Origin of the sequence: Streptomyces sp. NPDC058145, from assembly GCF_042884245.1 — a bacterium.
Taxonomy (GTDB): Bacteria; Actinomycetota; Actinomycetes; order Streptomycetales; family Streptomycetaceae; genus Streptomyces.
Genome location: NZ_JBHVUH010000003.1, coordinates 449,094 through 472,321, shown reverse-complemented (window position 1 = coordinate 472,321; position 23,228 = coordinate 449,094). Strand labels below are relative to the sequence as shown.

The following is a 23,228-nucleotide window of genomic DNA, read 5'->3' as shown; positions in this document are numbered from 1 at the left end:
GCGGTTGACCCGCCGCCGTGCCGAGGATTCGTCATCATCGTCCGTGGTGATCCACCGGGGCGCCATCCGACGCCCCCGGACGTGGGACCAGTCGGCGCCCCTACGGTTCACCAGGTGGGTTCCCCGACCATGCCGTAGGACCAGTGGGAGCTCTTGGACATCTCGAAGTGCAGATGCGGTCCGGTGGCATTGCCCGTGGCCCCGACCTCGCCGAGTCGCTGACCGGCGGTGACCTTCTGGCCGTCGCTCACCTGGCGCTGTGACAGGTGGCAGTAGGTGTAGATGTGCCCGTTGTCGGCGCTCAGGCCGATCCACTGGCCGTACGCCCCGCCCTTGCCGTTCGACCAGGCGATGGTCCCTTCCCGTACGGCGACCACGGGGGTGCCCGTCGGCGCGGCGAAGTCCTCACCCGTGTGGCGGCTGACGCCGTCCGGTTTCCAGGCGTACGGGCCGCGCGCGTAGAAGGGGAAGGTGACTTTGTGGCCGGGGACCGGAGACGGGACGCGCCCGCCGCCGGTGGTGTCCGGGCGGTCGACGGTGAAGCCGGCACGCCGGCCGAGTGCGCTCAGGGAGGCGTAACCGGGGATGCCGTCGGCGTCGGCTCCGGTGAAACCCTGGGTGAGTTGTTCCGCGCGGTAGGCGGCCCGGGTCTGTTCGCCGAAGAACCCCGTGGGGCCGTCGGGGATCCGGTGGCCCTGGGCGATCAGGGCCCGCTGCACGGTGCGGACGTCGTCGTTGCTCGCCCCGAGTCGGACGTTGGAGAGTGAGACCATGACGGTTCGTTCCTTTCGGGTCGTCAGCGCCAGGGGGTCACGGTGAGCCGGATCCGCACGTCCTCCCCGGGGATCGGTGCCGCGCTGGCGGGCAGCGGTATGCGGCCGGCCGGCCGCAGCCCTGGACCACGTTGAGGGCCGTTTGGGTGAGGGCGTGCACGTCGACGTGCAGGGTCTCGGCGGTGACGAGCGAGTCTCCGGAGCACCGGATCAGCGGCTGACCACCACGCGGGAACTTCCACAGGGTGGTGCGCAGGCTGCCCCGGGCGTGATCCTCGGTGACCTCGGGCCACAGCGTCCCGGCGAGGACCGTTCGGGACACGCGTCCGCGCAGCGCCACGAAGGCCAGCAGGCGCTGACCGTTGCGGCACAACTCGACGGGCCCGGCATCGCACTCCAGTCGGAAGTGGCCGAGCAACCGCGGTTCGGACGGGGAAGACACCTTGCGCCTCTCGTCATCAGTCTCGGCCGGTGCGGACGGACGCCGCAACTTCGGGTAAGGCCGCACTGATCGTTCCCTGACGTCACGTCATAGCTATGTGAAGCGTCACTGGTTGACCGCGAAACCGCCTGTTGAGGGCCCCCGGCTCCGGTGGCAGGGATACGTCGCCGGGGTGAAAATCGAGGAAGAGGTGAGCGGCGCCGTCGCGCGCCGCCCTCGATTCTCACGACCTCGAAGATCTTCAGGACCTCGAACTCGAACGAGGCGTTCACTCATGGCTCTCCACCCGACGCGTCCTGTGGTCCTGAGGCTCTACCACGACCTGCGCGATCACCCCGGCGAGGGCCGACACGGTGGTGGCGGTGGTGGCGGTGGTCACGGCGGTGGCGGCGGTGGCGGCGGTGGCGATGGTGGCTTCCACGGAGGCTTCGGCGGGGGCAGGCGCTCCGGCGGCGGCCGGGGCTCCGGCGGCGGCCGGGGCTCCGACGGGGACAGGCCCCGCGGCCCGCGCGGACCAGGCCCGGACAGGCCCCCGGACCCCGGTCCGGCAGACACCGAGGACGCCGCCGAGGGTCCGTTCCGGGTGGTGCGGCCGGCGGACATGCTCGTCGTCGACATCAGCCTGGTGAATCTGCGCCGGGACGGCAGTCGTCTGGTACCGCGGGTTCCGGGTGCACCGGCGTTCGTCCTGGCCGTGCTGCCACCGCAGCACGTCATGGAGCAGGCTTTCCCGGCGGAAACCCCGGCCCCGTCCGCCCCGGTCAAAGCCTTCACCGCCGGCCCGACGACGCTGTCCTTCTCGGTCCCGACCGACCTGAACGGTCTGGACCTCTCACTGGAGGCGTTGCTCGACTGGAAGCGACTCGTGCCGTTGACGGATTTGTCCGGCCTGCCCGGGGGCACCGCGGGGCCGACAGGTTTCCAGGACGTCCCCGGAAGCGTCCTCGAATTTCCCACCCGGCTGCTGATCACCTACGACGGGCCGGTGGACTGGCTGAGCAGGCCGGAACCCCACCGGGCCGACGGGCGCACCGCGTTGTGGCACGCGCGGCTGCACTCGACGCGGGACGGAGACGTCCGGCTGCGGGCGTTCGCGGCGGTGCGGGACCGCAGTCCGCACCTCGGGAGCGGCTCCCTCAGTGACGTGAACCGGGAGGACATCGTCACCCTCACCAGCCGCGCCGAACTCGTGCCGCCCGGCGGCCCGCCCATCGAGGTCCCGAGCGAGTCGTTGCACTCGGAACAGTTCATCGTCACGCCGCTCGGCGCGTCGGCCCATCTGCACGGCGCCTGGGAGGCACCGCCCGAAGGCGACAAGGACCGGTACCCGGCCGCCGGGCGGCCCTACCCCGATCTGGAGATGTACGACCACATCACGGGTCTGGGACGCGACCAGTACGTACGCGTCGTCACCCGCGGCCGTCTGTGCACCAGGCACCGGGCGTCGCACGTGGAGGAGTACCGGCGGGTGTTCGTCGCGGACCCGCAGGGCGGAATCGTCGCCTACCTGCGACGGGAGGACCGCATCATCGTCAAGGAGCCGGAGGTCGAGTACGGGGCGGACGGCTACACGCACGGGGGCCGGGAGATGCCCTTCACCAGTCTGCGCGTCACCGACCGCGTCACACCGCTGATCATGCCGCCGGACTCGCCTCCGACCGAGAGGCCGGGTGATCCGAGTGCGCCGATCAGGGACCGCGTCGCCTTCTGGGTGCGGCGCGCGAGCGACAAGAGCTATTACGAGTTCACCCTGATCGGCACGGACCACGAGGGCAGGAAGGTCAGCTTCAGGATGCCGCTGATCTATGTGCCCGACGGACAACTCGTCGATCCGGCTGTACTGCTGCCGGACGGTCAGCACGCGCCCACCGGTACCGAAACGCTGGTACGGAAGCTGCTCGAGGAAAAGCCCGATCGCATGACGGGCAAGCTGACCGGCCAGGTGATGGCCATGACTCAGCCGCCGGCGGGTGTGCCCGGCAGCACCAGCCACCCGGTCGACGACCTGACCTTCGGGCTCCACACCGTCGGCACGCCCTACGTGAAGACGGCGAACGTACGCGTCCCCGCTGTCGAGCAGTTCACCGGCAACGCCGGTTACCGGGGAGTCAAGTTCAACGACACCTACCTCGAGCAGACCATGGAGAGGCACCCGGCGGGCGCCTACCTCGATCTCGAGCCGCCGGTCACGGTCGCGCTCGGCGCGGAGGACGCGGGTGGGGTCGCGAGCCCGAAGACGGCGCTCGAGCTCATCACCGCACACGCGGGTGTCATCCCGAACGTCTTCAAGAAGGATCAGACCGGGGCAGCCGTCGCCGCGTTCGACCTGACCGGCATGAAGAGGGCGTTCGGCGGAGCGAAGCTGCTCGGGGTGATTCCCCTGGACCGGTTCCTGCAGGACATCCCGCAGGACCACCTCGGCACGCTCCAGCAACTGGGCGACGAGCAGATCGAAGCCATCCTGCAGGACGTCAGGGGCCTGCTGCCCGCACCGGTGCTGCGGGTTCGCGACCTGGTGGACGGCCAGGGCAAGGAACTGCGCTACGTGTGGAAGACCAGGCTCGGCAAGATCGGGCCGTCGGCACAGCCGGCGCCGGACGAGTCGTCGACCCTGCCGGTGAAGCTGGAGGGCGCCACGCTGACCCTGGACGCCCGGACCGTCCGCTCGCAGGGCGCCGTAGACAAGTCCACCGTGCAAGGCAGACTGACCGACTTCGCGCTGGAGTTCACCGACATCGCCCAGGTGCATTTCGACGAGCTGACGTTCAGGGCCGGCCCGGGGAAGAAGCCCGATGTCACGGCCGGCGGTCTGGAGTTGACGTTCGAGAAGGACCTGGAGTTCATCAACACCCTGCGCAGCGCGTTGCCCGCCGATGTCTTCGGGTCCGGCGCGTACGTGGAAGTCGATGGGACAGGTGTCCGAGCGGGCTACAAGTTCGAGCTCCCGGCCCTGCGAATCGGTGTCTTCACCCTGTCGAACGTCTCGCTGGCCGCCGAGCTGCGCATCCCGTTCGACGGCACGCCCGTCTCGTTCCGCTTCTCCGTCGCCGAGCGGGAGCACCCTTTCAACGTCACTGTGTCCCTTCTCGGTGGCGGCGGCTATTTCTCCATGGAGGTCGACACCACCGGTCCACGGCGGATAGAGGGGGCGATAGAGTTCGGCGGCGCCGCCGCACTGGATCTCGGGGTCGCGAGCGGCGGGGTCTCGATCATGGCCGGTATCCGCTTCACGCTCCAGAAAGGCAGAGCGAAGGAGGGGGACGAGCCGGCAACGCCGGACGATGTCTCCCTCACCGGCTACCTGCGCTGCAGCGGCTTCCTCTGCGTGCTGGGCATCGTCACGGTGTCCGTCGAGTTCAGCCTTGAGCTCCGCTACGAGAAGCACGGACATCAGTCTGTGGTCCGCGGCAGGGGCACGCTCACGGTCAGCGTGCGGATCGCCTTCTTCAGCAAGTCCGTGACGCTCGAACTCGAACGGAGTTTCTCCGGCGCCCCGGGCGACCCGTCCTTCGCCGACTGCGTCCCGCTGGAACCGTACTGGCGCGAGTTCTGCGAGGCGTACGCTCCCCAACCCCACGGGTGATGTCCATGCCCCTCGAACAGCGCGTCAACTGGACGGTCCTCCCGGCCGGGCTCTCGGACGACGGCACCCGGGCACGGGTGTCGGTGTTCGTGACCCCTCGGCTGTACCCGGGGGACGACACGAAAGCAACGCTGCGCGGCTTCACCGACTTCCACGACTGGCCGCGGACGGTCTTGGCGGCCACCTTCGAGTTCGCCACCACCGGTGACCCCAAGTCGCCGCCCGTGCCCTTCACCGATCCGCTCAGGCCACAGGTCCCGGAACCGAACACGAGCCTGTGGACGAGCCTTTTCGACGGCGACACCCGGCTGGAGGCCTACCCCGACCCGCCCGAGCAGAACTTGACCAGCTACTCGGCTCAAGGGGTCCGCACGTACACCAAGGCCGTCTATGCCACGGCGGCGAAGGACCACTCGGAGGCGCCGCCCCCGACAAGGGATCTGCTGCGCTCACAGTCCACGGTCCCCGCCGGGTCCCGGACGAGGCACCAGCGCGCGGGCCGGGGTGGCGCCACCGATGCCGAAGCGGTTCCCCCGGAGCTGGAGGATCTGCACGCGTTCTACCTTCCCTCGAAGGCTGCCGGGCCCGCGGCCGGGGGGCCACCGGCCGGGTCGGGGACAGCGGTCGCCGCGGAGCCTCCGGCCGGGGAACCGCCCGCGTCCGGCCAGGAGGAGCAACCTCCGCCGCCGTCGCCGCCGCATCCCGACTTCCACACGATGCTCGGCTCACTCGGCGACCACCCCGCGCTGCTCCAGCACCTCGGACTGGTACTGACCTTCGAGGTGCCAGGGCTTCTGCCGTCCAAGGGCGAACGCTTCCTGACCGTCGTCCCCCACTGGGACCCGGCACCGGACGTTCTCTCGTACGACGTCGCCTGCCTCACCCGCTACTACTTCGACGTCGACCCCCTCTCCCCGGATCCGTCCACCCCCGGCCGCCGCGTCTTTCTCGCCGCGCAGCCACCGCCCGCGGATGACCCGGCTGCGGCTACTCCTGCGGCGGCTCTGGCGACTCCTTCCCGTGGCCTTGAGGAGTTCTCGGCGGACTTCTCCGTCGAGCAGGCGGACGTCGACGGTGCCGCGCTCAAGATGGTGGGGGTGTCCGAGGACGCCACGGGGCTGTCCCCGATGCGCAACCCCGGTATCTCGCTGGTTCGGAAAGAGCGCATGGCCAGTCTGCGGCCGGAGTTGGACAAGGCGCGAGCTCACAACGACAGCTTCGACGCGCTGGTCAATCACCGGAAGGAGCAGGACGGGCAGGCTCCCCAGAGCCCCGAGAACCCCCATACCCCCCAGGATCAGCCGACTCCGCCCGTGCTCGCCGCCCGGGACCTGGTCCGCGGCCACCGGATGGACATCTGGGACGAGCAGCGGAACGCCTGGTTCTCGCTGCACGCGCGCGACGTGGAGTACCGGCAGTCCCACGGCGGGCCGCTCCTGCTGACGGCCTCCGACGAAGGCTTCTTCCAGACCCACGCGGTCGCACCGCCGAACGGCTCGGCGCTGCACATACCCGAACCTCTGGCCGTCTGGCACGGATGGTCCCTGTCGGCTCCCCTCCCGGGCCTCGTGCTGGACACCGACGAGGGGGACCCCGACAGCCACAGGCCTCCCAACCCCCCGGTGCCACTCCAGAACGAGGCGCCGCCGGGAGTGCCGTTGGAGATCACGGTCAGGGCGGGACGCGGTTCACTGCCGGCACTGCGGTACCGCCACGCGTACCGGGTGCGCCTGCGTACCGTCGACCTGGCCGGCCGTGGCCTCGACCTCGATCACGCCGACGCCCTGATGCATCTGCCCGGCGTGACGATTCCTGATCGGCCGCTGGTCTTCCAGCGGTTCGAGGCCGTGTCGGCGCCGGCGGTGGTACCGAGGCTGCCGCTCGCCGAGGGCGCCTCCACCTTCCGGATGGTCATCCGCAGCAGCCCGGGGGACCGGCCGCCACCGGCCGCTCCGCCCGGCCCGGCGGGGAGCGGGACGAGGGTTTCGCTGGCCAATGTCCAGCCCGGCCTGAAGAACGCGGACATCGCCGTTGTGCAGAGAGCCCTCATCGCCCTGGGCCATGACCTCCCGGGCGGCGCGGACGGCTCCTTCGGGAAGCTGACGAGAGCCGCATACACCGCGGAGCAACGCGATCAGGGCTTCTCCGGGAGCGACGCGGACGGCGCACCCGGCTGCGAGTCCCTCACCAAGCTGGGCCTCAAAGGCGGCTTCACCGTCGACTGCGGCCCCGGCTCCAGCCCGGCCCCCGACACCGGCAGTACGGCGGAGCGGTACGCCGCGGAGTTCAATCGATCGCCGCTGGTCGTCAAAGAGGGACACCGCCCCTACCAGGGTGCCGACGAACGCCACGTGGTGGCGCCGAAAGTGGCGCTGCAGTGCGTGGAATGGCACGGGCTGCTGGACGAGGCCATCGGCTCCACCGATCCCACCGTGCAGAACGCGGTCTACGAACTGGCCGTACGCGAGAGCGGTTCCCTGGAAGACCCTGGACCGGACGTACGTCTGGAGCCCGTCGACTCACCGGCGGCGGACCCCGAGCACCCGGCGGTGATCGCGCTGCACACGGGTGAACAGGTCGACATGCGTGGTCTGCCCGACCCCCTGGCCCGGGCAGCCGCCCTGTTCGACCTGCCGGGAATGCCCGCCGGTCAGCCGTTCCTCGTCCCCTGGGACGGCGATGTCTGGCACCGCCCGAAATCCTTCCGGCTGCGGCTGACCGACGGAACCGGGCCGCCACGCTTCGACGAGGCGTCCCGGGTACTGACCGTGTCGCTGCCCAAGGGGGCCGTGGCCACCGTCCGCGTGTGCTCCGGCATCGACTTCGACGAGAACCTCATGGGCATGGCTTCCTGGTGCCGTGAGGCGACGACGCCGGCGGCGGGATTCGCACCGCGGACGGAGGAGCAGGCCGCGGCGTCGAGAGAGATGGAGTCGCGGAAGGCGGACCGTGCGCTGGAGCTGGCCGCGGCGGGGCGCCACTGGATGTTCACTCCCTGGCACGTGCTGACTCTCGTACACGCGGTCGACAAACCCCTGAAGACCCCCGTCCTCAACCTGTTCCCGCCGGCGACCGGACGCCCCGAGAAGGCGACGGCGGAGCATCTGGCCGGCACCATCGCGCTGGACGAGAGCAGTACGGGCCGGATCGATCTGGTCGCGGAGTGGACCGAGGTGACGGACGCGGGCCCAGATGGGCGTGCCACCCAGGAGATGACCGCGCCGGTGTTCGGACTGCTGACGGCGAGGGCCGTACAGGAAGGCGCCCTTGGCAAGAAGTCCGCCGTCCTCCAGAACGGCGTCCTCACCTTCAGCACCGAGGCGGCCGAGCAAGAGGCCGTGGAAGACCCCCCGCCCCTCATCGGGAAACACGAGTTCGGCGACACCAAACACCGCATGGTGCGCTATCACCCGCTGGCCGGGAGCCGGTTCGGAGACTGCTTCCCGCCGGATTTCGCCGGGCCCGGCGCGAGCGAGCTGATCGTACCGGGTACCGCCCAGGAGCACCCGGTGCTCAGCAGCGCGCCACCCATGGCTCCGCGGGTCCTGTACTGCGTACCCACGCTGTCCCTGGAGCAGGACCACGGGACGTCCGACGCCATCGTCCGGCGACGGCGCGGCGGAGGCATACGTGTGTACGTGGGCCGCTCCTGGTGGTCCTCCGGAGACGGTGAACTGCTCGGCGTGGTCCTCGGCGAGCCGCCCGGCGGCGACCCGGAGTCCCTGCGCGACGCCAAGGTCACCCTCATGGGCCGCGACCCCCTCCACCGTTCGGCACCCGTCGTGGCCCCGGCCCCGGAGATGTTCACCAACGCGGTGGGGGAGCCCAGGCGACTCGCCATGGACCTGCTCCCCGGCAAGCTCCCCGTGACCGTGGTGGGCTTCGCGCCGCAGTTCGACGGGGATGACAAGAACACCAAGGACGGCGAGGACGAGGAGAACGAGCAGAACGGCCGTTGGTTCTTCGACCTGGATCTGGACACCGGGGACACCTGTCTGCCCTTCGTCCGCCTCGCTCTGGTCCGGTACCAGCCTCACTCGATCGACGGAGCCGAGATCTCCCCGGTCGTCCTCGCCGACCTGGTCCGCACCCTGCCCGACCGGGTACTCACGGTCCGGCCCGGCCGGCCGCTCACCATCAGCCTCACCGGCCCTTCCTGGAACCCGACCGATTCCCCGCGACCGCAGATCACCGCCACGCTGCAGCGCCGGCACGATGTCATCGGCGACCAGGATCTCGGGTGGGTGACCCTCGACGACACCGTCACCCCACTCGTCTCGGCCGAGGCGGAGTCGTCCGACAGGCCGTCCTACACGGGCCGGATCGAGGTACCGCCCGTACGGCGCGGGGTCCCCCTGCGCCTGCTGGTCATGGAGACCGAGGGCATCCCGGCCGACGGTGCCACCCCGCCCACGCCTGCCGGGCCGGTGATCTACTGCGACACCGTCGACCTCCCACCCACACACGACGGTCATGACGGCGATCGTGACAACCGCGACGACGATGACCGGCGGGACCGCCCTGACCGGCCGGACGACGACCACGACGGCCACGGCCGGCACGGTCCCGGCGGCGACTTCCGCCACCACTGACTCCCGATAGCAGGTCCGTTCCACGTCCACGAAGGTGACAGGGAGCTACCCAAGGCCACGGACATCGTCACCTCGGTGACGTTCACCCGGGACGGCTCGCCGCCGCCCGTCAATTGAAGGAGGAGACCGCCATGTCCGACGAAACACTGCAGGACACACTGCCCAGTCCGCAGACCGACGCCACCGACCGGTTCGAGGCGGCCCCCGACCCGGACGGGACCCTGATCCCGATACCGAGGGAAGCGCCGGCCGGGAGTCCGATCCGTGACGACGCCATGATCAGTGTCAGTCCGCTCCAGGGCAGCGGCTACTACGTGACGATCTACAACGGTCCTCCCGAAAGCTCGAGGGAGGTGGACGACTTCATCGCCGAACTGCTCACCGAGGCATCGCTCGCGCGCCTGGAGCAACTGTTCGCCGAGACCGCGGCCGGTGGCGTCATCAGATTCCTGGCGGCACCGGTCGGAGTGCTCATCTCACTGCTCAACTCGACGCCCACGTTGAACGAGCAGTTCATCCGCACGCGACTGGACGACGGCACCCAGGTCACCTACGCGGTCCTGTCCCCGGGGGAGTGAACCCCGAGGCACGGCCGCGACCCGCACACCGCTCCGCCGTACCGAGGTGACCCGCGAGGACGTCGCGGACCCTGCGCGCGGGACGCGGCAGGCGGCCTGACCGGCTCGGGAGGCGTTCAGGAGCGTTCAGGCGACCGACGACAAGGTCCTGCACCACGGGCCGACCTGTGCGGTCGGCCTGTGCGTCACAGGGCGCCCGTCCCGCTCGCGGAGCGGGCTCCACATCACTGCCAAGCGCACCACTGGATACGTCACGCCGCGTACGCTGAACGCAGCGGTGTCCGGTTCTCGCCAGTCCGCGGTAAATGCCTGGACTGAGGACCTCCCCCGACGGGACACTTCCGACTTCCGAATCTCCGGGAGTGTGATGGGGACAACAGACACGCGAGGGCCGGCGCCGGGCAGGAGCGCGGTCGTTCTGGCACTGCGCCGCTACGGCCGGGAACTGCTGCGGCTACGACGGCTGGCCCTGCCCGCGCTGCTGCTGCCGGCCGTGGGCAACATCGGCATTCGCTACGTCGCCCCCCTGCTGATCGCCAAACTGGCAGGGCAGGCCGCCGACGGCAGCGGTCTCACCCTCGACTCGGCGCTGCCGTACGTGCTGGGCTTCGGCGTGACGCTGTTGCTCGCCGAGGCCGTGTGGCGGGTCGGGCAGCACTGCCTGAACCGCGTGGACGCCCTGGGCATGGAACACCTGTACGTGAGCGGAATGGACGAACTCCTCGCCAAGGACGCGGCGTTCTTCCACGACAACTTCGCCGGCTCCCTGACCAAACGGGTGCTGAGTTTCGGCAAGCGCTTCGAGGACTTCGTCGACACGGTGACGTACCGGATCGTAGGCAGCCTCGTCCCCCTGGTGTTCGGTGCCGTGGTGCTGTGGAGCTACGAACCGATGCTCGTCGTCGGCCTTCTCGTGATGATCGCGTCGACCGTGGTGGCAGCGACACCTCTGATCCGTCGCCGGCAGAGGCTCGTCAACGACCGTGAGGCGGCGATCGCCCGGGTCTCCGGGCACGTCGCCGACAGCCTCGTGAACATGGAGACCATCCGCGCGTTCGCGGCCGAGCGGCGGGAGGCCGACGAACACCGCAGACGTGTCGCGGACTCCCGGCGCCTGACGCTGAGATCGTGGGATTACGGCAATCTGCGTGTCGACACCCTGATCGCCCCCCTGTCCGTGCTGACCAACGTGTTGGGCCTGTTGATCGCCATTGCCTTCGGTGGCCCGGGCCAGGGAGTGGAGGAGGTCGTCGTCGCTTTCACCTACTACTCCAACGCGACCCAGATCATGTTCGAGTTCAACCAGATCTACCGGCGTCTGGAAAGCTCGATGACCGAGGCCGCGCAGTTCACGGAGCTGCTGTTGGATCCGCCCACCGTGCTCGACCTGACGGAACCCGAACCGCTCGCACCGCGGGACGCGGGCGTCCGCTTCGAGGCGGTGACCTTCGCCCATGCGGGCGCGAAGCCGATTTTCCAGGCACTCGACCTGGACGTGCCGGCAGGCGCACGCATCGGTCTGGTCGGCAGGTCCGGCGGCGGCAAGACCACACTCACCCGGCTCCTGCTGCGGATGTCGGACATCGACGACGGACGCATCCTGATCGGTGGTCAGGACATCAGCCGGCTGCGCCAGACCGACCTGCGCTCACTGATCGCCTACGTCCCGCAAGAACCCGCCATGTTCCACCGCAGCCTGCGGGACAACATCGCCTTCGCCCGGCCCGGCGCCACCGACGAGGAGATCCACGCCGCGGCCGCGGCCGCGCACGTCACGGAGTTCGCCGACCAACTCGCCGACGGCTTCGGCACTCTGGTGGGGGAGCGGGGAGTGAAACTCTCAGGCGGCCAGCGCCAGCGCGTCGCCCTCGCCAGGGCCATCCTGCGCGACGCGCCGATCCTGCTGCTCGACGAGGCGACCAGCGCGCTGGACTCGGAGAGCGAACTCCTCGTCCAGGACGCCCTGTGGCGGTTGATGGACGGACGTACGGCCCTCGTGGTCGCCCACCGTCTGAGCACCGTCGCCGGCATGGACCGTCTCGTCGTCCTCGACCGCGGAAGCGTCGTCGAGCAGGGCACCCACGGGGAGCTGCTCGCGGCGAACGGTGCCTATGCCAAGCTGTGGCAGCACCAGTCGGGCGGCTTCCTCGGCGAGAGCGCCGAGTCGGCCCCTGGACGCCCAATCCCAGGAGCCGGTTCCAGCGGGCTGCCCGGGCCGGCCGACCCGTCGACGCTGGGGGACCTCAGTACGTCGTCGCACGCTGGTACTGGCACTCGGCCCACGTGACCGGGTCAGTCACGGACATCCTCGCCCGCTGGCGCCGTTGACGAAACGGCCGCTGTCGCCTTGGTGCCCCGGTCCGCCGCTCGACTGAACCCCGAACGCCGGGCAGGGGCCTCCTTGGCGCAGCCGCTCCCGCCCTTCCTCGGACACGCCCAGCGCGCTCGGCTTCGACGAGCTCGACCGGCAGGGCCGTCTCGGTGTACGGGGTCGACGTGTCGCGGGTCGCCGGGTCGGGCGGTTGAAGTGGCCAGTGACAGTCCGAGCGGCTGCGAACTGCCGCGAGGTCTTCGCGTACGTGTGCCGGCTCCTGGTCCAGCGGCATGTCGCCTCGTCGCCGGCCCCGCCCGGCAGCGGAGATGTGCTGAGGGGGCGGGTCAGGCTTCGGGGATGGCGCGGCCGTGGGCGGCGAGGGTGACGTTCTCGGGTTCGGGGCCGCCGCGTCGACCGGTCTCCAATGCGTCCAGGGCGGTGAGCTCGTCCGCGGTGAGCTCGAAGTCGAAGACGTCGATGTTCTCGGCGATGCGGGTGCGCTTGGTGGACTTGGGGATGACCGAGCGGCCCTGCTGCAGACCCCAACCCAGCAGCACCTGGGCGGGGCTCTTGCCGTGCGCCGCGGCGATGCGGGTGACAGCCGGGTCCTCGAGGACGCTCTTACGGTCCTCGCCATAGCCCGGGTAGAAGGTGATGCCTCCGATCGGGGACCACGCCTGGTTGAGGATGTCGTGCTGGTCGTCGAAGTCGAGCACGGCACGCTGCTGGAAGTAGGGGTGGATCTCCAGTTGGTTGACCGCCGGCACGACGGAGGTGGCGTCCAGCAGCATGGTCAGGTGGTCGACCATGAAGTTGCTGACGCCGATGGCTCGCACCTTGCCGTCGGCCAGGAGCTTTTCCAAGGCACGGTAGGCGGCGAGGGTCCTGTCGAACTCGGACGGCAGGGCCTGGTGCAGGATCAGCAGGTCGATTCGGTCCACCCCGAGCTTTGCGGCGCTCTTCTCGAAGCCGTGCAGGGTCTCGTCGTACCCGTAGTCGCTGATCCAGATCTTCGTCTCGATGAAGATCTCGTCGCGCGGCACACCGGAGTCGCGCAGTGCCTGGCCGACCTCGCGTTCGTTGCCGTAGGCGGCGGCGGTGTCGATGTGCCGGTAGCCGAGATCGAGCGCGGCCTTGACAGCGGCTCGCGTCTCGTCGGGCGGGGTCTGGAAGACGCCGAGCCCGAGGGCGGGCATCTCGACGCCGTTGTTGAGGGTGAGGGTCTGCATCACAGGGACCTTTCATTGTGAGTAGCCCGTGCGGGCACGATGAGGGTGAGGACGGTCACGACCGCCAGCGCGAGCAGGACGGCGGAGCCGGTCAGGGCCGTTCCCGAGCGGGCCGCGATGTCTGCGGCCGCGTGCCCGGTGGAGACGGAGGCGGCCACGGCGGTCAGGATGCTCAGGCTCAGTGCGCTGCCGATCTGGTGCACGGTGTTGACCAGGCCCGAGCCGGCCCCCGCGTCCGCGGGGGCGACGCCGTCGACGCCGCTGGAGGTCAGCGGGGCCAGCGCCAGGCCCTGGCCGGCGCCGATGAGCACCATGGGCAGGGCCACGCCCGTCAGGTAGGGGGTGTGCAGGCCGAGGCGGCTGAGCCACGCCATGCCCACCGTGGTCAGGACAACCCCGGTCAGGAGCACGAGCCGCCTGGCGGCCCGTTCCAGCAGCCGCGGGACCTGGACAGCGAGAACGAAGTTGACCAGCGTCATCGGCAGGAACGCGAGGCCGGCCTGCAGCGGTGTCCAGTGGTAGACGCTCTGCACGAACTGCGCGGTGAAGAAGAAGAAGCCCATCATCGCGCCCATGTAGAGCATCCGGGTGAGGTAGGCGCCGCTGCGTTCCCGGCTGGCGAACAGCCGCGGCGGCACGATCGGCTGCGCGGCCCGCCGCTCCACGCGGACGAACAGCCCGAGCATCACCACCCCGGCCACCAGCGGCACCAGGGTCAGGGGGGCGGTCCAGCCGAAGTCGGCGGCGTCCACGATGCCGAGTACCAGCGCGGTTGAGCCCAGTGTCGCCAGCACTGCCCCGGCGATGTCGAAGCGGCCTCGCCGGCGTTCGGTCTCGGGCAGGAACCGCAGGGCCGGCACCATCATCACGACGCCGACCGGGACGTTGAGGAAGAACCCGGCCCGCCACGACACCAGATCCGCGACGAGACCTCCGACGACCAGGCCCAAAGCGGCGCCGAGACCGGCGACGGCGCTGTAGGCGGCCATCGCCCGGTTACGGGCCCGGCCCTCAGCGAAACCACGCGTCAGAAGGGACAGCGCGGACGGGGCCAGCACCGCAGCGCCGATGCCCTGGAGCGCGCGGGCGCCTATCAGCCACCACTGGGTCTGCGCGGCGCCCACCAGCAGCGAGGTCAGCGAGAAGACGACCAGGGAGAACAGGAAAACCCTGCGGTGCCCGAACAGGTCACCGGCTCGGGCTCCCAACAGCAGCAGCCCGCCGAAGACCAGGACGTAGGCATTGGTGATCCAGGACAGGCCGGTCTCGGAGAACCCCATGTCGGAGCGAATCCGCGGCAGCCCGGTGAAGACGATCGAATTATCGAGGATCACCATGAAGTAGCTGACGCAGATGATCGTAAGGATCAGCGTCGCGTGGACCGGAGTCCCGTCGCGTCGCGCCGCCGCAGGTGCCGACGCGCGCTGTGCGGTGGTGGTCATCGCGTCACCAGCCCCATCGTCAGCGTCCCGCCGTCGGTTCCAGTGATCGCCCCCGCGGCGGACGACGCGCCGCCGAGGCGCGCGGAGGCGTCCACCGTGCTGATCACAGGCTGCCTGTTCACAGCCGCACCAGCACCTTGAGGGCCTTGCGCTTCCTTGAGGTACGGGTCGGCGCCATCCCCGACGGGGACATCGTCGGCTTTGTGCATGAGTGCTGCGCGCACGCTGTTCCTTCAGGTCGGTTTCATCGGGCCCGTCGAGGACTCGCAGTCCTTGGCCTCCTCCAGGGAACCGCGGGTGGACGCACAGCTGGGAGTCACTCCTTTTCCAGGTAATGGCAGTACCTCGCAGACGCTCGCCGACGCACCTACCGTGAGGGTGCAGGCCAGATCCACACCGCCCGAGCAAGAGGGGGCCCGTGCCCTTCGCCGCCCGCGCCGAAGCCTTCACCCACCCCACGTTCGACGCCGACCGGTCCGAGGACACGCCCGCCGACGCGTCGCCCATAAAGCTCCCGAGGTCTGACCATGACTGAGAGTGACAAGAAGAAGAATCTGGCCGCCGAGGTCCGCGAGTTCCTGAGGACCCGGCGCGCTCGGATCACTCCGGAGCAGGCCGGGCTGCCGGTCTTCGGCGGCAAGCGCCGTGTCGCGGGCCTGCGCCGTGAAGAGGTCGCTCTGCTGGCGGGCATGAGCGTGGACTACTACGTCCGGCTGGAACGCGGAAACCTCGGCGGAGCCTCCGACTCGGTCCTCGAAGCTCTCGCGCACGCTCTGCAACTCGACGAGGCCGAGCGCACCCACCTCTACGACCTGGCCCGCGCGGCCACTCCCTCAGGCCGACGGCCCACGGCGACCGCTTCCCGGGTGCGGCCGACGATCCTGCGGCTGCTCGACTCCATGACCGACGTACCGGCATACGTCCGCAACGCACGGTTCGACATCCTGGCCACCAACGGACTGGGCCGGGCGCTGTACGCACCCGTCTTCGACTCGCCGCTGTTCGCTCAGCGCGGGCCGGTCAACAGTGCCCGTTTCATGTTCCTGGACCCCGCGAGCAGGGAATTCTGGGTCGACTGGGACAAGGGCGCCGACGACGCGGTGGCCTTCCTGCGGACCGAGACGGGCCGGGCACCGCACGACAAGGTGCTGACCGATCTGGTCGGAGAGCTGACGACGAGGAGCGCTGACTTCGCCCGCCGGTGGGCGCGCCACGATGTGAAGTTCCACCGTTCCGGCGTCAAGAACCTGCACCATCCGCTGGTCGGCGATCTCGCCCTGCCCTACGAGGCGATGGACCTGCCGTCAGACCCCGGCCTCCGGCTCAACTTCTATACCCCTGAACCGGACTCGCGAGAGCGGGAGGCACTCGGTCTCCTCGCCAGTTGGGCGAGCACCGGAACGGCCGTCTTCTCCGGGAGCGACCGGCCAGGGAACGACTGACCGTACAGCTACGGGCCGACCAGCGGCGACGCTGACATGATCCGGCCCACGGCCCGGGGCCGGATCGCCTCCGGAACGGCCGCTGCCTCCTTGCCTGCTCTGGGTCCCTGGAAGAGGCGTCGCCACCTTCCGGGGCTGCGGGTGCGCCACGGGGAGGGAGGTCAGTTCTCTCGCGACCGTCCGGCGAGGGCTTCGAGTGTCGCGGCCCAGGAGGCGAGCAGCCGCAGGCCCTCTTCTGAGGGTGAGCCGGGTGCGGCGGTGTAGATGGTGACGGTGAGGCCGGGTTCGGCCGCCATCTCCAGGCCCTCGTAGGCGAGGGTGATATCTCCGACGGCCTCGTGGTGGAAGTTCTTGGTGCCGGTGCCGTGGTGGCGGACGTTGTGGGCGCCCCAGCGGGTGCGGAAGTCGTCGCTGCGGGTGGAGAGTTCACCGACGAGGTCGTGCAGCTCCTTGTCGTGGGGGTTGCGGCCGGCCTCGGTGCGCAGGATCGCGACGGTGACGTCGGCGGCCAGGCCCCAGTCGGGGTAGAAGCGGCGGGACGCGGGGTCCAGGAAGGTGAAGCGCGCGAGGTTCGCCTGGTTGTGCGGGTTCGCGTAGACGTCGCTGTAGAAGGCGCGGGCGAGGGCGTTGGTGCCGAGGATGTCCATGCGGCCGTTGCGGACGAAGGCGGGGCCTGCGGTGATCGCGTCGAGCGTCCACTGCAGGCTCGGGTGCGGGGTCCACTGCCGGGCGGCGCGTCGGCGTCGGGGGCGGGCGAGGGCGTCGGAGCCGTCGGCGGCCTGGGCCAGATGGAGGAGGTGGGCACGTTCGGCGTCATCGAGCTGGAGGGCGCGGGCCACGGACTCGAGGACGGCGGGGGAGGCACCGGCGAGGTTGCCGCGTTCGAGCTTGGCGTAGTACTCCACGCTCATGTCGGCGAGGGCCGCGACCTCGCTGCGGCGCAGCCCGGGGACGCGGCGCCGGGTCCCGGAGGGCAGTCCGGCCTGCTCCGGGGTGATCTTGGCTCGCCGCGAGGTGAGGAACTCGCGGACCTCCTGTTGGTTGTCCACCCTTCGACCGTACGTGCAGCGGGCCGCATGAGGGATGTACTGCCGGTACACCCATCGACGGTGACTGGCCGGCCGCCACCAAGGGCGGTTACCTGGAGGACGTGGCGCTGTCCCCGGCCGTCCGCCGGCGGGGACGGGGCCGCCCGACCTCGGCGCGCGGTCGCCTCGCGACCCGGGGACGGTCGTACGCGGACCGCTTACAGCGGTCCCAGTTCACGTGAGCAAAGGAACCCTCATGCGCGGCGCAGTGATCCACGCCCCCGGTGACGTCCGCTTCGAGCCGCTGGACGACCCGAAGATCCTCCACCCCACCGACGCGGTCATCCGCACGGCCGTCACCTGTGTGTGCGGCTCCGACCTGTGGCCCTGGCGTGGCCTGGAGCCGATCGGCGACGCCCATCCGATGGGGCACGAGTACGTCGGCTTCGTCGAGGAGGTCGGCTCCGAGGTCACAGCCGTGAAGCCGGGCCAGTTCGTCGTCGGCTCGTTCGCGACCTCGGACAACACCTGCGCCAACTGCCGTAACGGCTTCCCGTCGAACTGCCTGCATCGCGAGTTCATGAGCACCTGCCAGGCCGACTACGTCCGTATCCCCAACGCCCAGGGCACCCTGGTCGCCACGGACGAGGTGCCGGGCGAGGAGCTGTGGCCCGGTCTGCTGGCCGTCTCCGACGTCATGGGCACCGGCTGGTGGGCCGCCGACGCCGCCGAGGTGAAGCCCGGATCCACCGCTGTGGTCGTGGGCGACGGGGCGGTCGGCCTGTGCGCGGTGATCGCCGCCAAGGAGATGGGCGCCGAGCGGATCATCGCCATGAGCCGCCATGAGTCCCGGCAGAAGCTGGCCCGCGAGTTCGGCGCCACCGACATCGTCACCGAGCGCGGCGACGAGGGCATCGCCCGGATCAAGGACCTCACCGACGGCATCGGCGCCGACAGCGTGCTGGAGTGCGTGGGCACCGCGCAGGCCATGCGGCAGGCACTGCACTCCGCCCGCCCCGGCGGCAATGTCGGCTTCGTCGGAGTCCCGCACGACGTCGCCATCGACGGGCAGGAGCTGTTCTTCTCCCACGTCGGCCTGCGCGGCGGCCCCGCCCCCGTGCGCCGCTACCTGCCCGACCTCATCGAACGCGTCGTGACCGGCCGGATCGACCCGGGCAAGGTCTTCGACCTCACCCTGCCCCTCGCCCAGGTCACCGAGGGCTACAAGGCCATGGACGAGCGCCGAGCCATCAAGGCACTCCTCAAGCCCTGACCCCGCACCATTCCACTTCCTGGGTCCGAACGCCCCTTCAACGCGCTCGAGGAGGAGGACCTCCAGCACGACCACGTTCGCTCTCGTCGGTGCCGGCACCGGTCCGGGCCTGGGGCAGTCCGCCCCGGCGAGAGGTCCCCGGGCCTCGTCATCCTCGGACACCTCGACCACAGCCCGGACACCGACCGGCCGGCCACCGCCGACCGCGTCACCGTCGAACCCCTGACGTGACCTGTACTCGGCCCGCACACCCACTCGGCAAACCGCCGCCCCCACACACCGCACGGAAAGAACGAAGCCCGTTGAACCCCAGGTACGACTTCACCGGCCAGGTCGCCTTCGTCACCGGAGCCTCATCCGGCATGGGCCTGGCCACGGCACGCGCCTTCGCCGAAGCGGGCGCCGCCGTCGGCCTCGCCGACATCGACGAAGCCGCCCTCGATACGGCGGCACGACAGCTCACCGACGAAGGCCACCGGGCGCTTGCCCTCACCTGCGACGTCACCGACGAGTCCCAGGTCGCCGCCGCCGTCGACCGCACGGTGGAGACCTTCGGACGCCTGGACATGGCCTACAACAACGCCGGCATCCAGATCCCGCCCGCCGACGCCGCCGAGGAAGCAGGCGAGATCTTCGACCGCGTCCACGCTGTCAACCTGCGCGGCATCTGGGCGAGCATGAAGCACGAGCTGCGCCACATGCGCGCCCAGGGCAGCGGAGCGATCGTCAACTGCTCCTCCCTGGGCGGCCTGGTCGGCATCCCCGGCCGCGCCTCGTACCACGCCAGCAAGCACGGCGTCATCGGTCTGACCGGCAGCGCCGCCCTGGAATACGCCCCGCGCGGCATCCGCATCAACGCGATCTGCCCCGGCACCATCGACACCCCCATGGTGAGCGACATGATCGCCAAGGGAGAACTCGACCGCGCCTGGGCCGAAGCGAACCAGCCGATCAACCGTCTCGGCACCGCCGACGAGATCGCGCAAGCCGTCCTGTGGCTGTGCAGCCCCGGCGCCGGCTTCGTCGTCGGCGTCGCGCTGCCCGTCGACGGCGGCTACGTCGCCCAGTGACCACCGAGCCGACGAGCGGCTTCCCCCCAGTGGGGCCGACCCGGTACGCGACAAGGAGTGACAGCATGCCCAAGCAGTCCGCGCCCGAGGAGCTGAAGGCGATCGCGCCCAAGCTCATCGAGGTCACCGACGAGGTGCTCTTCGGTGACGTATGGGAGCGCCCCGGGCTCTCACCACGCGACCGGAGCCTGGTGACCGTCAGTGTTCTCGCCGCGCTCTACCGCAGCGAACAGCTGCCCTATCACCTGGGCGTGGCGCTGGAGAACGGCCTGAGCGTCGAGGAGCTCTCCGAGGCCATCACCCACCTGGCCTTCTACGCCGGCTGGCCCAACGCCATGACCGCGATCAACCATCTCAAGAAGATCACCGAAGAGCGCGACGCCTGACACTCGCACACCGCACACCACATCCCCGCAGCCGCACAGCAAGGAACGCCTTCCGTGGAAATCGTCACGCAGACCCCGACCGTCAAGGCCCCCGCCGAGCGCTTCACCGGTGACGTCTACCTCAACATGATCGAGACCCCCGTCGAGCCGGCCCGGCTGGCGACCGCCCTGGTCCGCTTCACCCCCGGTGCCCGTACCAACTGGCACTCCCACGCCAACGGCCAGATCCTCCACATCACCGACGGGGTCGGCCTCGTCGGCACCCGTGACGGCGACGTCGTACGCGTGAGCGCCGGCCAGACCGTCAAGTGCCCGCCCGGTGAGGAGCACTGGCACGGCGGCACCGACACCACCCTCATGGCGCACATCGCCATGGTCGTCGGCAATGACGACGGCGACGGCACGGCCTGGCTGGAACCCGTGACCGACGAGCAGTACGCCGAAGCGCTCGCCACCGTCACCCGCTGAGAGCCGATGCGACGGTCGGTGCGCGAGTGACGGGACGCCCGCCCGGCATTCCATCTGATGCGGTGTCATGAGGCGTTCTCATGGACTCGCGCGCGCAGCTCGCTGACGCGCGTCCGGACAGGGCGCTACTCCTGTCCGGGGACGGCCATCTCGCCCAGCAGCGACCAGTCGTCCTGAGGAACGGTCGCGTTCACGATGCGCGGCGTCTGGACCAGATGGGGCGGCAGCGTCCGCTGCGCAGCCTTGAAGTGCGCGGACTGCACATGCTTGGCGCCGGCATCGTCGTCGCGGAAGGCCTCGACCAGGACGTACTCCGTCGGGTCCGCCACGCCGCGCGACCAGTCGAACCACAGGCAGCCGGGCTCGGCGCGCGTGGCCCGGGTGAAGTCGGCGGTGATCTCGGGCCAGCGGTCGGCGTGCTCGGGACGGACTCGGAACTTGGCGGTGATGAAGATCATGGGGTTCCTTCGCTGATGTCTGTGCGCTCTGCGTCAAACGGGCGTTGGGTACGGCGGATCGTACGGCCTCGGTTCGCTGTCGCCGGCTCGCCGACCCCGCGACAGCGGACGCGGTGCGGTTGCCGCTGCCCGTGGGACTCTCCTCCAGCAGAGTTACATACCCCACTTTTCCGCCTGCGGGTGAGCACTCATTCGATGCGCCTCGTTGAGCCCAGTAACCGGTGACCCACCTGCAGACCGGTAAGTGAGGTGCGGATATGTCAAAGATCGGTCCGAGACAAACCAAGCGGCGCCTCCCCGCCGCTGACTGCCGCCCGGATCGGGTGCACCTTTGCTCCCGTCAACTCAAGGACTGAGAACGGTCGCTTCATGGACTACTGCATCCCGTGCAGCCGCACGCTCAACGGCGCCGTAACCTGCCCGGAGTGCGGGGCATACGACCCCGGCATGGCACAGCTGAGCGATCACAGAGGGGGTGCTCCGGCCGTCGAGGCCGCGATGCCGGAGGCCCGCTCGAGCAGGTCGCCGAGCTCCTCCGGGTCACCCCTTCCCACGTCACCGACTGCCTCGCAAGACCTGTCGGCTGACCGGTACGACCCTCCCGCGCGGCTGCGGAAGTATGCCGTCCGGTCTCTTGCCGCAGCGGCCTTCACCCTCCTCGGAGGCCTGGCCACCGCATCGGTGCTTCCCCACTCGACGGCCCCACGAGCAACCTCGATCCCGGAGCAGCCGTCCCCCGGAGAGCCCGATGTCCGCGTTCCCGATTCACAGGCTTCACCGGAGCGCGTGACCACGCACCCGGCCCGAAAGGGCGTGCCGGACCGAAACGGTGACGGGATCCGGCGTCCTCTGCCAACGGCGACGCGCAGCACGTCACCGGTCTCCCGGCCTCCCGCCGCCACCAGTGCGCCACCACCAAGGAAGGCGAAGCCGACCCCCCGAGCCTCCAGCGGCCGCCGCCCCGGCTCGCCCTCGCCGACGCCAACCCCTCCCGCGAGGCCCTCGGCCAGTCCTTCCGCCAGTCCTTCCGGCAGCATCAGCGCCTCTCCCACCGGTTAGTGGCTCACCGCGGGCCTCGCGGTGGTCGGCGGGCGACCGCGGCAGCCGAACGTCGCCCAGCCGCCTGCGACACGTCAGGATGCCGGTATGAGAATGTCTGTCGGTCATCCGAGCCTGCGTCCCTATCAGCCGTACGAACAGCCCTCCATGACGAGCGATGACGGGCTGGTCGCGCATTTTCTGGGCACCAGTTCCGTTCTCCTGTCGGATGGGGAGACGTCCGTGCTCAGCGACGGGTTCGTCACCCGGCCGGGGTTGCTGCGCGTCGCCCTGGGCAGGATCGCGCCCGACCGCTCTGTCGTGCGCGCGGCCATCGATCGACTGCGGGTGAGGAATCTGGCCGCGGTGGTCTGCGCCCACTCCCATTACGATCACGCCCTCGATGCGCCGGTGTGGGCCCTGGAGACCGGCGCGGAATTGGTCGGATCGCCCTCCACCGCGAACATCGGCCGCGGCCTGGGAGTGCCGGAGTCGTCCTTGCGGGTGGTCGCGGACGGCGAGACCGTCTCCTACGGCCGTTTCGACCTGACCTTCCTGGACGCCGTGCACAGCCCCGGCGACCACTATCCCGGCACTGTCGACGAGCCCCTCGTACCACCGGCCCGGGCCGCGGCATGGAAGACCGGAACCGCCTTCAGTGTCCTCGTCACCCATCCTGCGGGCCGCATCCTGCTGCACGCCAGTGCCAACTTCCGCCCTGGCGCCCTGCGAGGTCGGCCCGCCGACGTCATCTATCTGGGCATCGGCAACCTGGGCAAGCAGCCGACCGGGTTCCTGGGCGCCTACTGGGACGAGGTCGTTGTTTCGACCGGGGCCCGCCGGGTCGTCCTGGTGCACTGGGACGACTTCTTCCTCGGTCTGCACCGGCCCCTGAGGCCGATGCCCTACTTTCTGGACGACATCGACGCCACGATGAGTCGGCTGCTGCCCTTGGCCCGCCGCGACGGTGTCGACATCGTCCTGCCCGTTGCCTGGCAACCGAGCGCTCCTCTCGCCGACCTCTCGTGAACCGTTCCCGCATGTGCAGCGTGACGTCGGCAGGTACGTGCCTGTACCGAGGCGCCACTGCGTCGGCCCAGCCGGGACGTCGC

At 70.0% G+C, this 23,228-nt stretch carries 18 protein-coding genes; 10 read left to right on the top strand and 8 right to left on the bottom strand.

Going from position 1 to position 23,228, the window contains the following annotated elements; genetic code table 11:
- Positions 1-107 precede the first annotated feature (107 nt).
- The 3 genes from ACFVVO_RS09000 to ACFVVO_RS08990 all read right to left on the bottom strand — a co-directional run bounded on the left by ACFVVO_RS09000 (position 108) and on the right by ACFVVO_RS08990 (position 1,636).
- Positions 108-773: a M23 family metallopeptidase gene (locus ACFVVO_RS09000; protein WP_390053062.1), complete on the bottom strand. Its 666-nt coding sequence runs from the start codon at positions 771-773 to the stop codon at positions 108-110.
- A gap of 37 nt (positions 774-810) precedes the next feature.
- Positions 811-1,215 (bottom strand): hypothetical protein, encoded by a 405-nt coding sequence (locus ACFVVO_RS08995; RefSeq protein ID WP_390053061.1) that lies wholly within the window; start codon positions 1,213-1,215, stop codon positions 811-813.
- A gap of 268 nt (positions 1,216-1,483) precedes the next feature.
- On the bottom strand, positions 1,484-1,636 hold the full coding sequence (locus ACFVVO_RS08990) for a hypothetical protein (protein WP_390053060.1): 153 nt from the start codon (positions 1,634-1,636) through the stop codon (positions 1,484-1,486).
- A 180-nt stretch (positions 1,637-1,816) separates the two neighbouring features.
- Here ACFVVO_RS08990 and ACFVVO_RS08985 point away from each other — a divergent pair, with 180 nt between their 5' ends.
- The 4 genes from ACFVVO_RS08985 (at position 1,817) to ACFVVO_RS08970 (ending at position 12,255) form a co-directional block, all read left to right on the top strand.
- A complete protein-coding gene (locus ACFVVO_RS08985; protein WP_390053058.1) occupies positions 1,817-4,798 on the top strand; it encodes a hypothetical protein in 2,982 nt (993 codons plus the stop codon).
- A 5-nt stretch (positions 4,799-4,803) separates the two neighbouring features.
- Complete coding sequence (locus tag ACFVVO_RS08980) at positions 4,804-9,390, top strand: peptidoglycan-binding protein (RefSeq protein WP_390053057.1); 4,587 nt, start codon at positions 4,804-4,806, stop codon at positions 9,388-9,390.
- Between the two features lie 131 nt (positions 9,391-9,521).
- Positions 9,522-9,968, top strand: a complete 447-nt coding sequence (locus tag ACFVVO_RS08975; RefSeq protein WP_390053055.1) for a hypothetical protein — start codon at positions 9,522-9,524, stop codon at positions 9,966-9,968.
- Between the two features lie 367 nt (positions 9,969-10,335).
- Positions 10,336-12,255 carry an ABC transporter ATP-binding protein gene (locus tag ACFVVO_RS08970; protein WP_390053053.1) on the top strand — a complete coding sequence of 640 codons (1,920 nt, stop codon included), beginning with the start codon at positions 10,336-10,338 and terminating at the stop codon, positions 12,253-12,255.
- 371 nt (positions 12,256-12,626) lie between these two features.
- Here ACFVVO_RS08970 and ACFVVO_RS08965 read toward each other — a convergent pair whose 3' ends face one another.
- From ACFVVO_RS08965 to ACFVVO_RS08955, 3 genes are read right to left on the bottom strand one after another with little or no spacing between them, the layout of a single operon-like run.
- Complete coding sequence (locus ACFVVO_RS08965; RefSeq protein WP_390053051.1) at positions 12,627-13,511, bottom strand: aldo/keto reductase; 885 nt, start codon at positions 13,509-13,511, stop codon at positions 12,627-12,629.
- Entirely contained in the window at positions 13,511-14,953 is a 1,443-nt protein-coding gene (locus ACFVVO_RS08960) for an MFS transporter (protein ID WP_390053050.1), read from the bottom strand. The genes ACFVVO_RS08965 and ACFVVO_RS08960 overlap by 1 nt, the downstream gene beginning before the upstream one ends.
- Complete coding sequence (locus tag ACFVVO_RS08955) at positions 14,950-15,075, bottom strand: hypothetical protein (RefSeq protein ID WP_390053049.1); 126 nt, start codon at positions 15,073-15,075, stop codon at positions 14,950-14,952. Before ACFVVO_RS08955 ends, ACFVVO_RS08960 begins: the two co-directional genes overlap by 4 nt.
- Before the next feature lie 405 nt (positions 15,076-15,480).
- Here ACFVVO_RS08955 and ACFVVO_RS08950 point away from each other — a divergent pair, with 405 nt between their 5' ends.
- The gene (locus ACFVVO_RS08950; RefSeq protein WP_390053047.1) at positions 15,481-16,395 is read left to right on the top strand and encodes a helix-turn-helix transcriptional regulator; all 915 of its coding nucleotides are present in this window, start codon (positions 15,481-15,483) and stop codon (positions 16,393-16,395) included.
- Positions 16,396-16,556: 161 nt separating this feature from the next.
- Here the strand turns inward: ACFVVO_RS08950 and ACFVVO_RS08945 are convergent, their stop codons facing one another.
- Positions 16,557-17,444, bottom strand: coding sequence for a helix-turn-helix transcriptional regulator (locus ACFVVO_RS08945; protein ID WP_390053045.1), 888 nt, complete (start codon positions 17,442-17,444; stop codon positions 16,557-16,559).
- Positions 17,445-17,679: 235 nt separating this feature from the next.
- Between ACFVVO_RS08945 and ACFVVO_RS08940 the strand changes: the two genes are divergently transcribed.
- The 4 genes from ACFVVO_RS08940 (at position 17,680) to ACFVVO_RS08925 (ending at position 20,620) form a co-directional block, all read left to right on the top strand.
- Positions 17,680-18,696, top strand: a complete 1,017-nt coding sequence (locus ACFVVO_RS08940; protein WP_390053044.1) for a zinc-dependent alcohol dehydrogenase family protein — start codon at positions 17,680-17,682, stop codon at positions 18,694-18,696.
- Positions 18,697-18,998: 302 nt separating this feature from the next.
- A complete protein-coding gene (locus ACFVVO_RS08935) occupies positions 18,999-19,766 on the top strand; it encodes a glucose 1-dehydrogenase (RefSeq protein ID WP_390053042.1) in 768 nt (255 codons plus the stop codon).
- A gap of 65 nt (positions 19,767-19,831) precedes the next feature.
- Positions 19,832-20,152: a carboxymuconolactone decarboxylase family protein gene (locus ACFVVO_RS08930; protein WP_390053040.1), complete on the top strand. Its 321-nt coding sequence runs from the start codon at positions 19,832-19,834 to the stop codon at positions 20,150-20,152.
- A 54-nt stretch (positions 20,153-20,206) separates the two neighbouring features.
- Positions 20,207-20,620, top strand: coding sequence for a cupin domain-containing protein (locus ACFVVO_RS08925; protein WP_390053038.1), 414 nt, complete (start codon positions 20,207-20,209; stop codon positions 20,618-20,620).
- A gap of 125 nt (positions 20,621-20,745) precedes the next feature.
- Here the strand turns inward: ACFVVO_RS08925 and ACFVVO_RS08920 are convergent, their stop codons facing one another.
- Positions 20,746-21,078, bottom strand: a complete 333-nt coding sequence (locus ACFVVO_RS08920) for a putative quinol monooxygenase (protein WP_390053036.1) — start codon at positions 21,076-21,078, stop codon at positions 20,746-20,748.
- 1,146 nt (positions 21,079-22,224) lie between these two features.
- Here ACFVVO_RS08920 and ACFVVO_RS08915 point away from each other — a divergent pair.
- On the top strand, positions 22,225-23,145 hold the full coding sequence (locus tag ACFVVO_RS08915) for an MBL fold metallo-hydrolase (protein ID WP_390053035.1): 921 nt from the start codon (positions 22,225-22,227) through the stop codon (positions 23,143-23,145).
- The last annotated feature ends 83 nt before the right edge of the window (positions 23,146-23,228 follow it).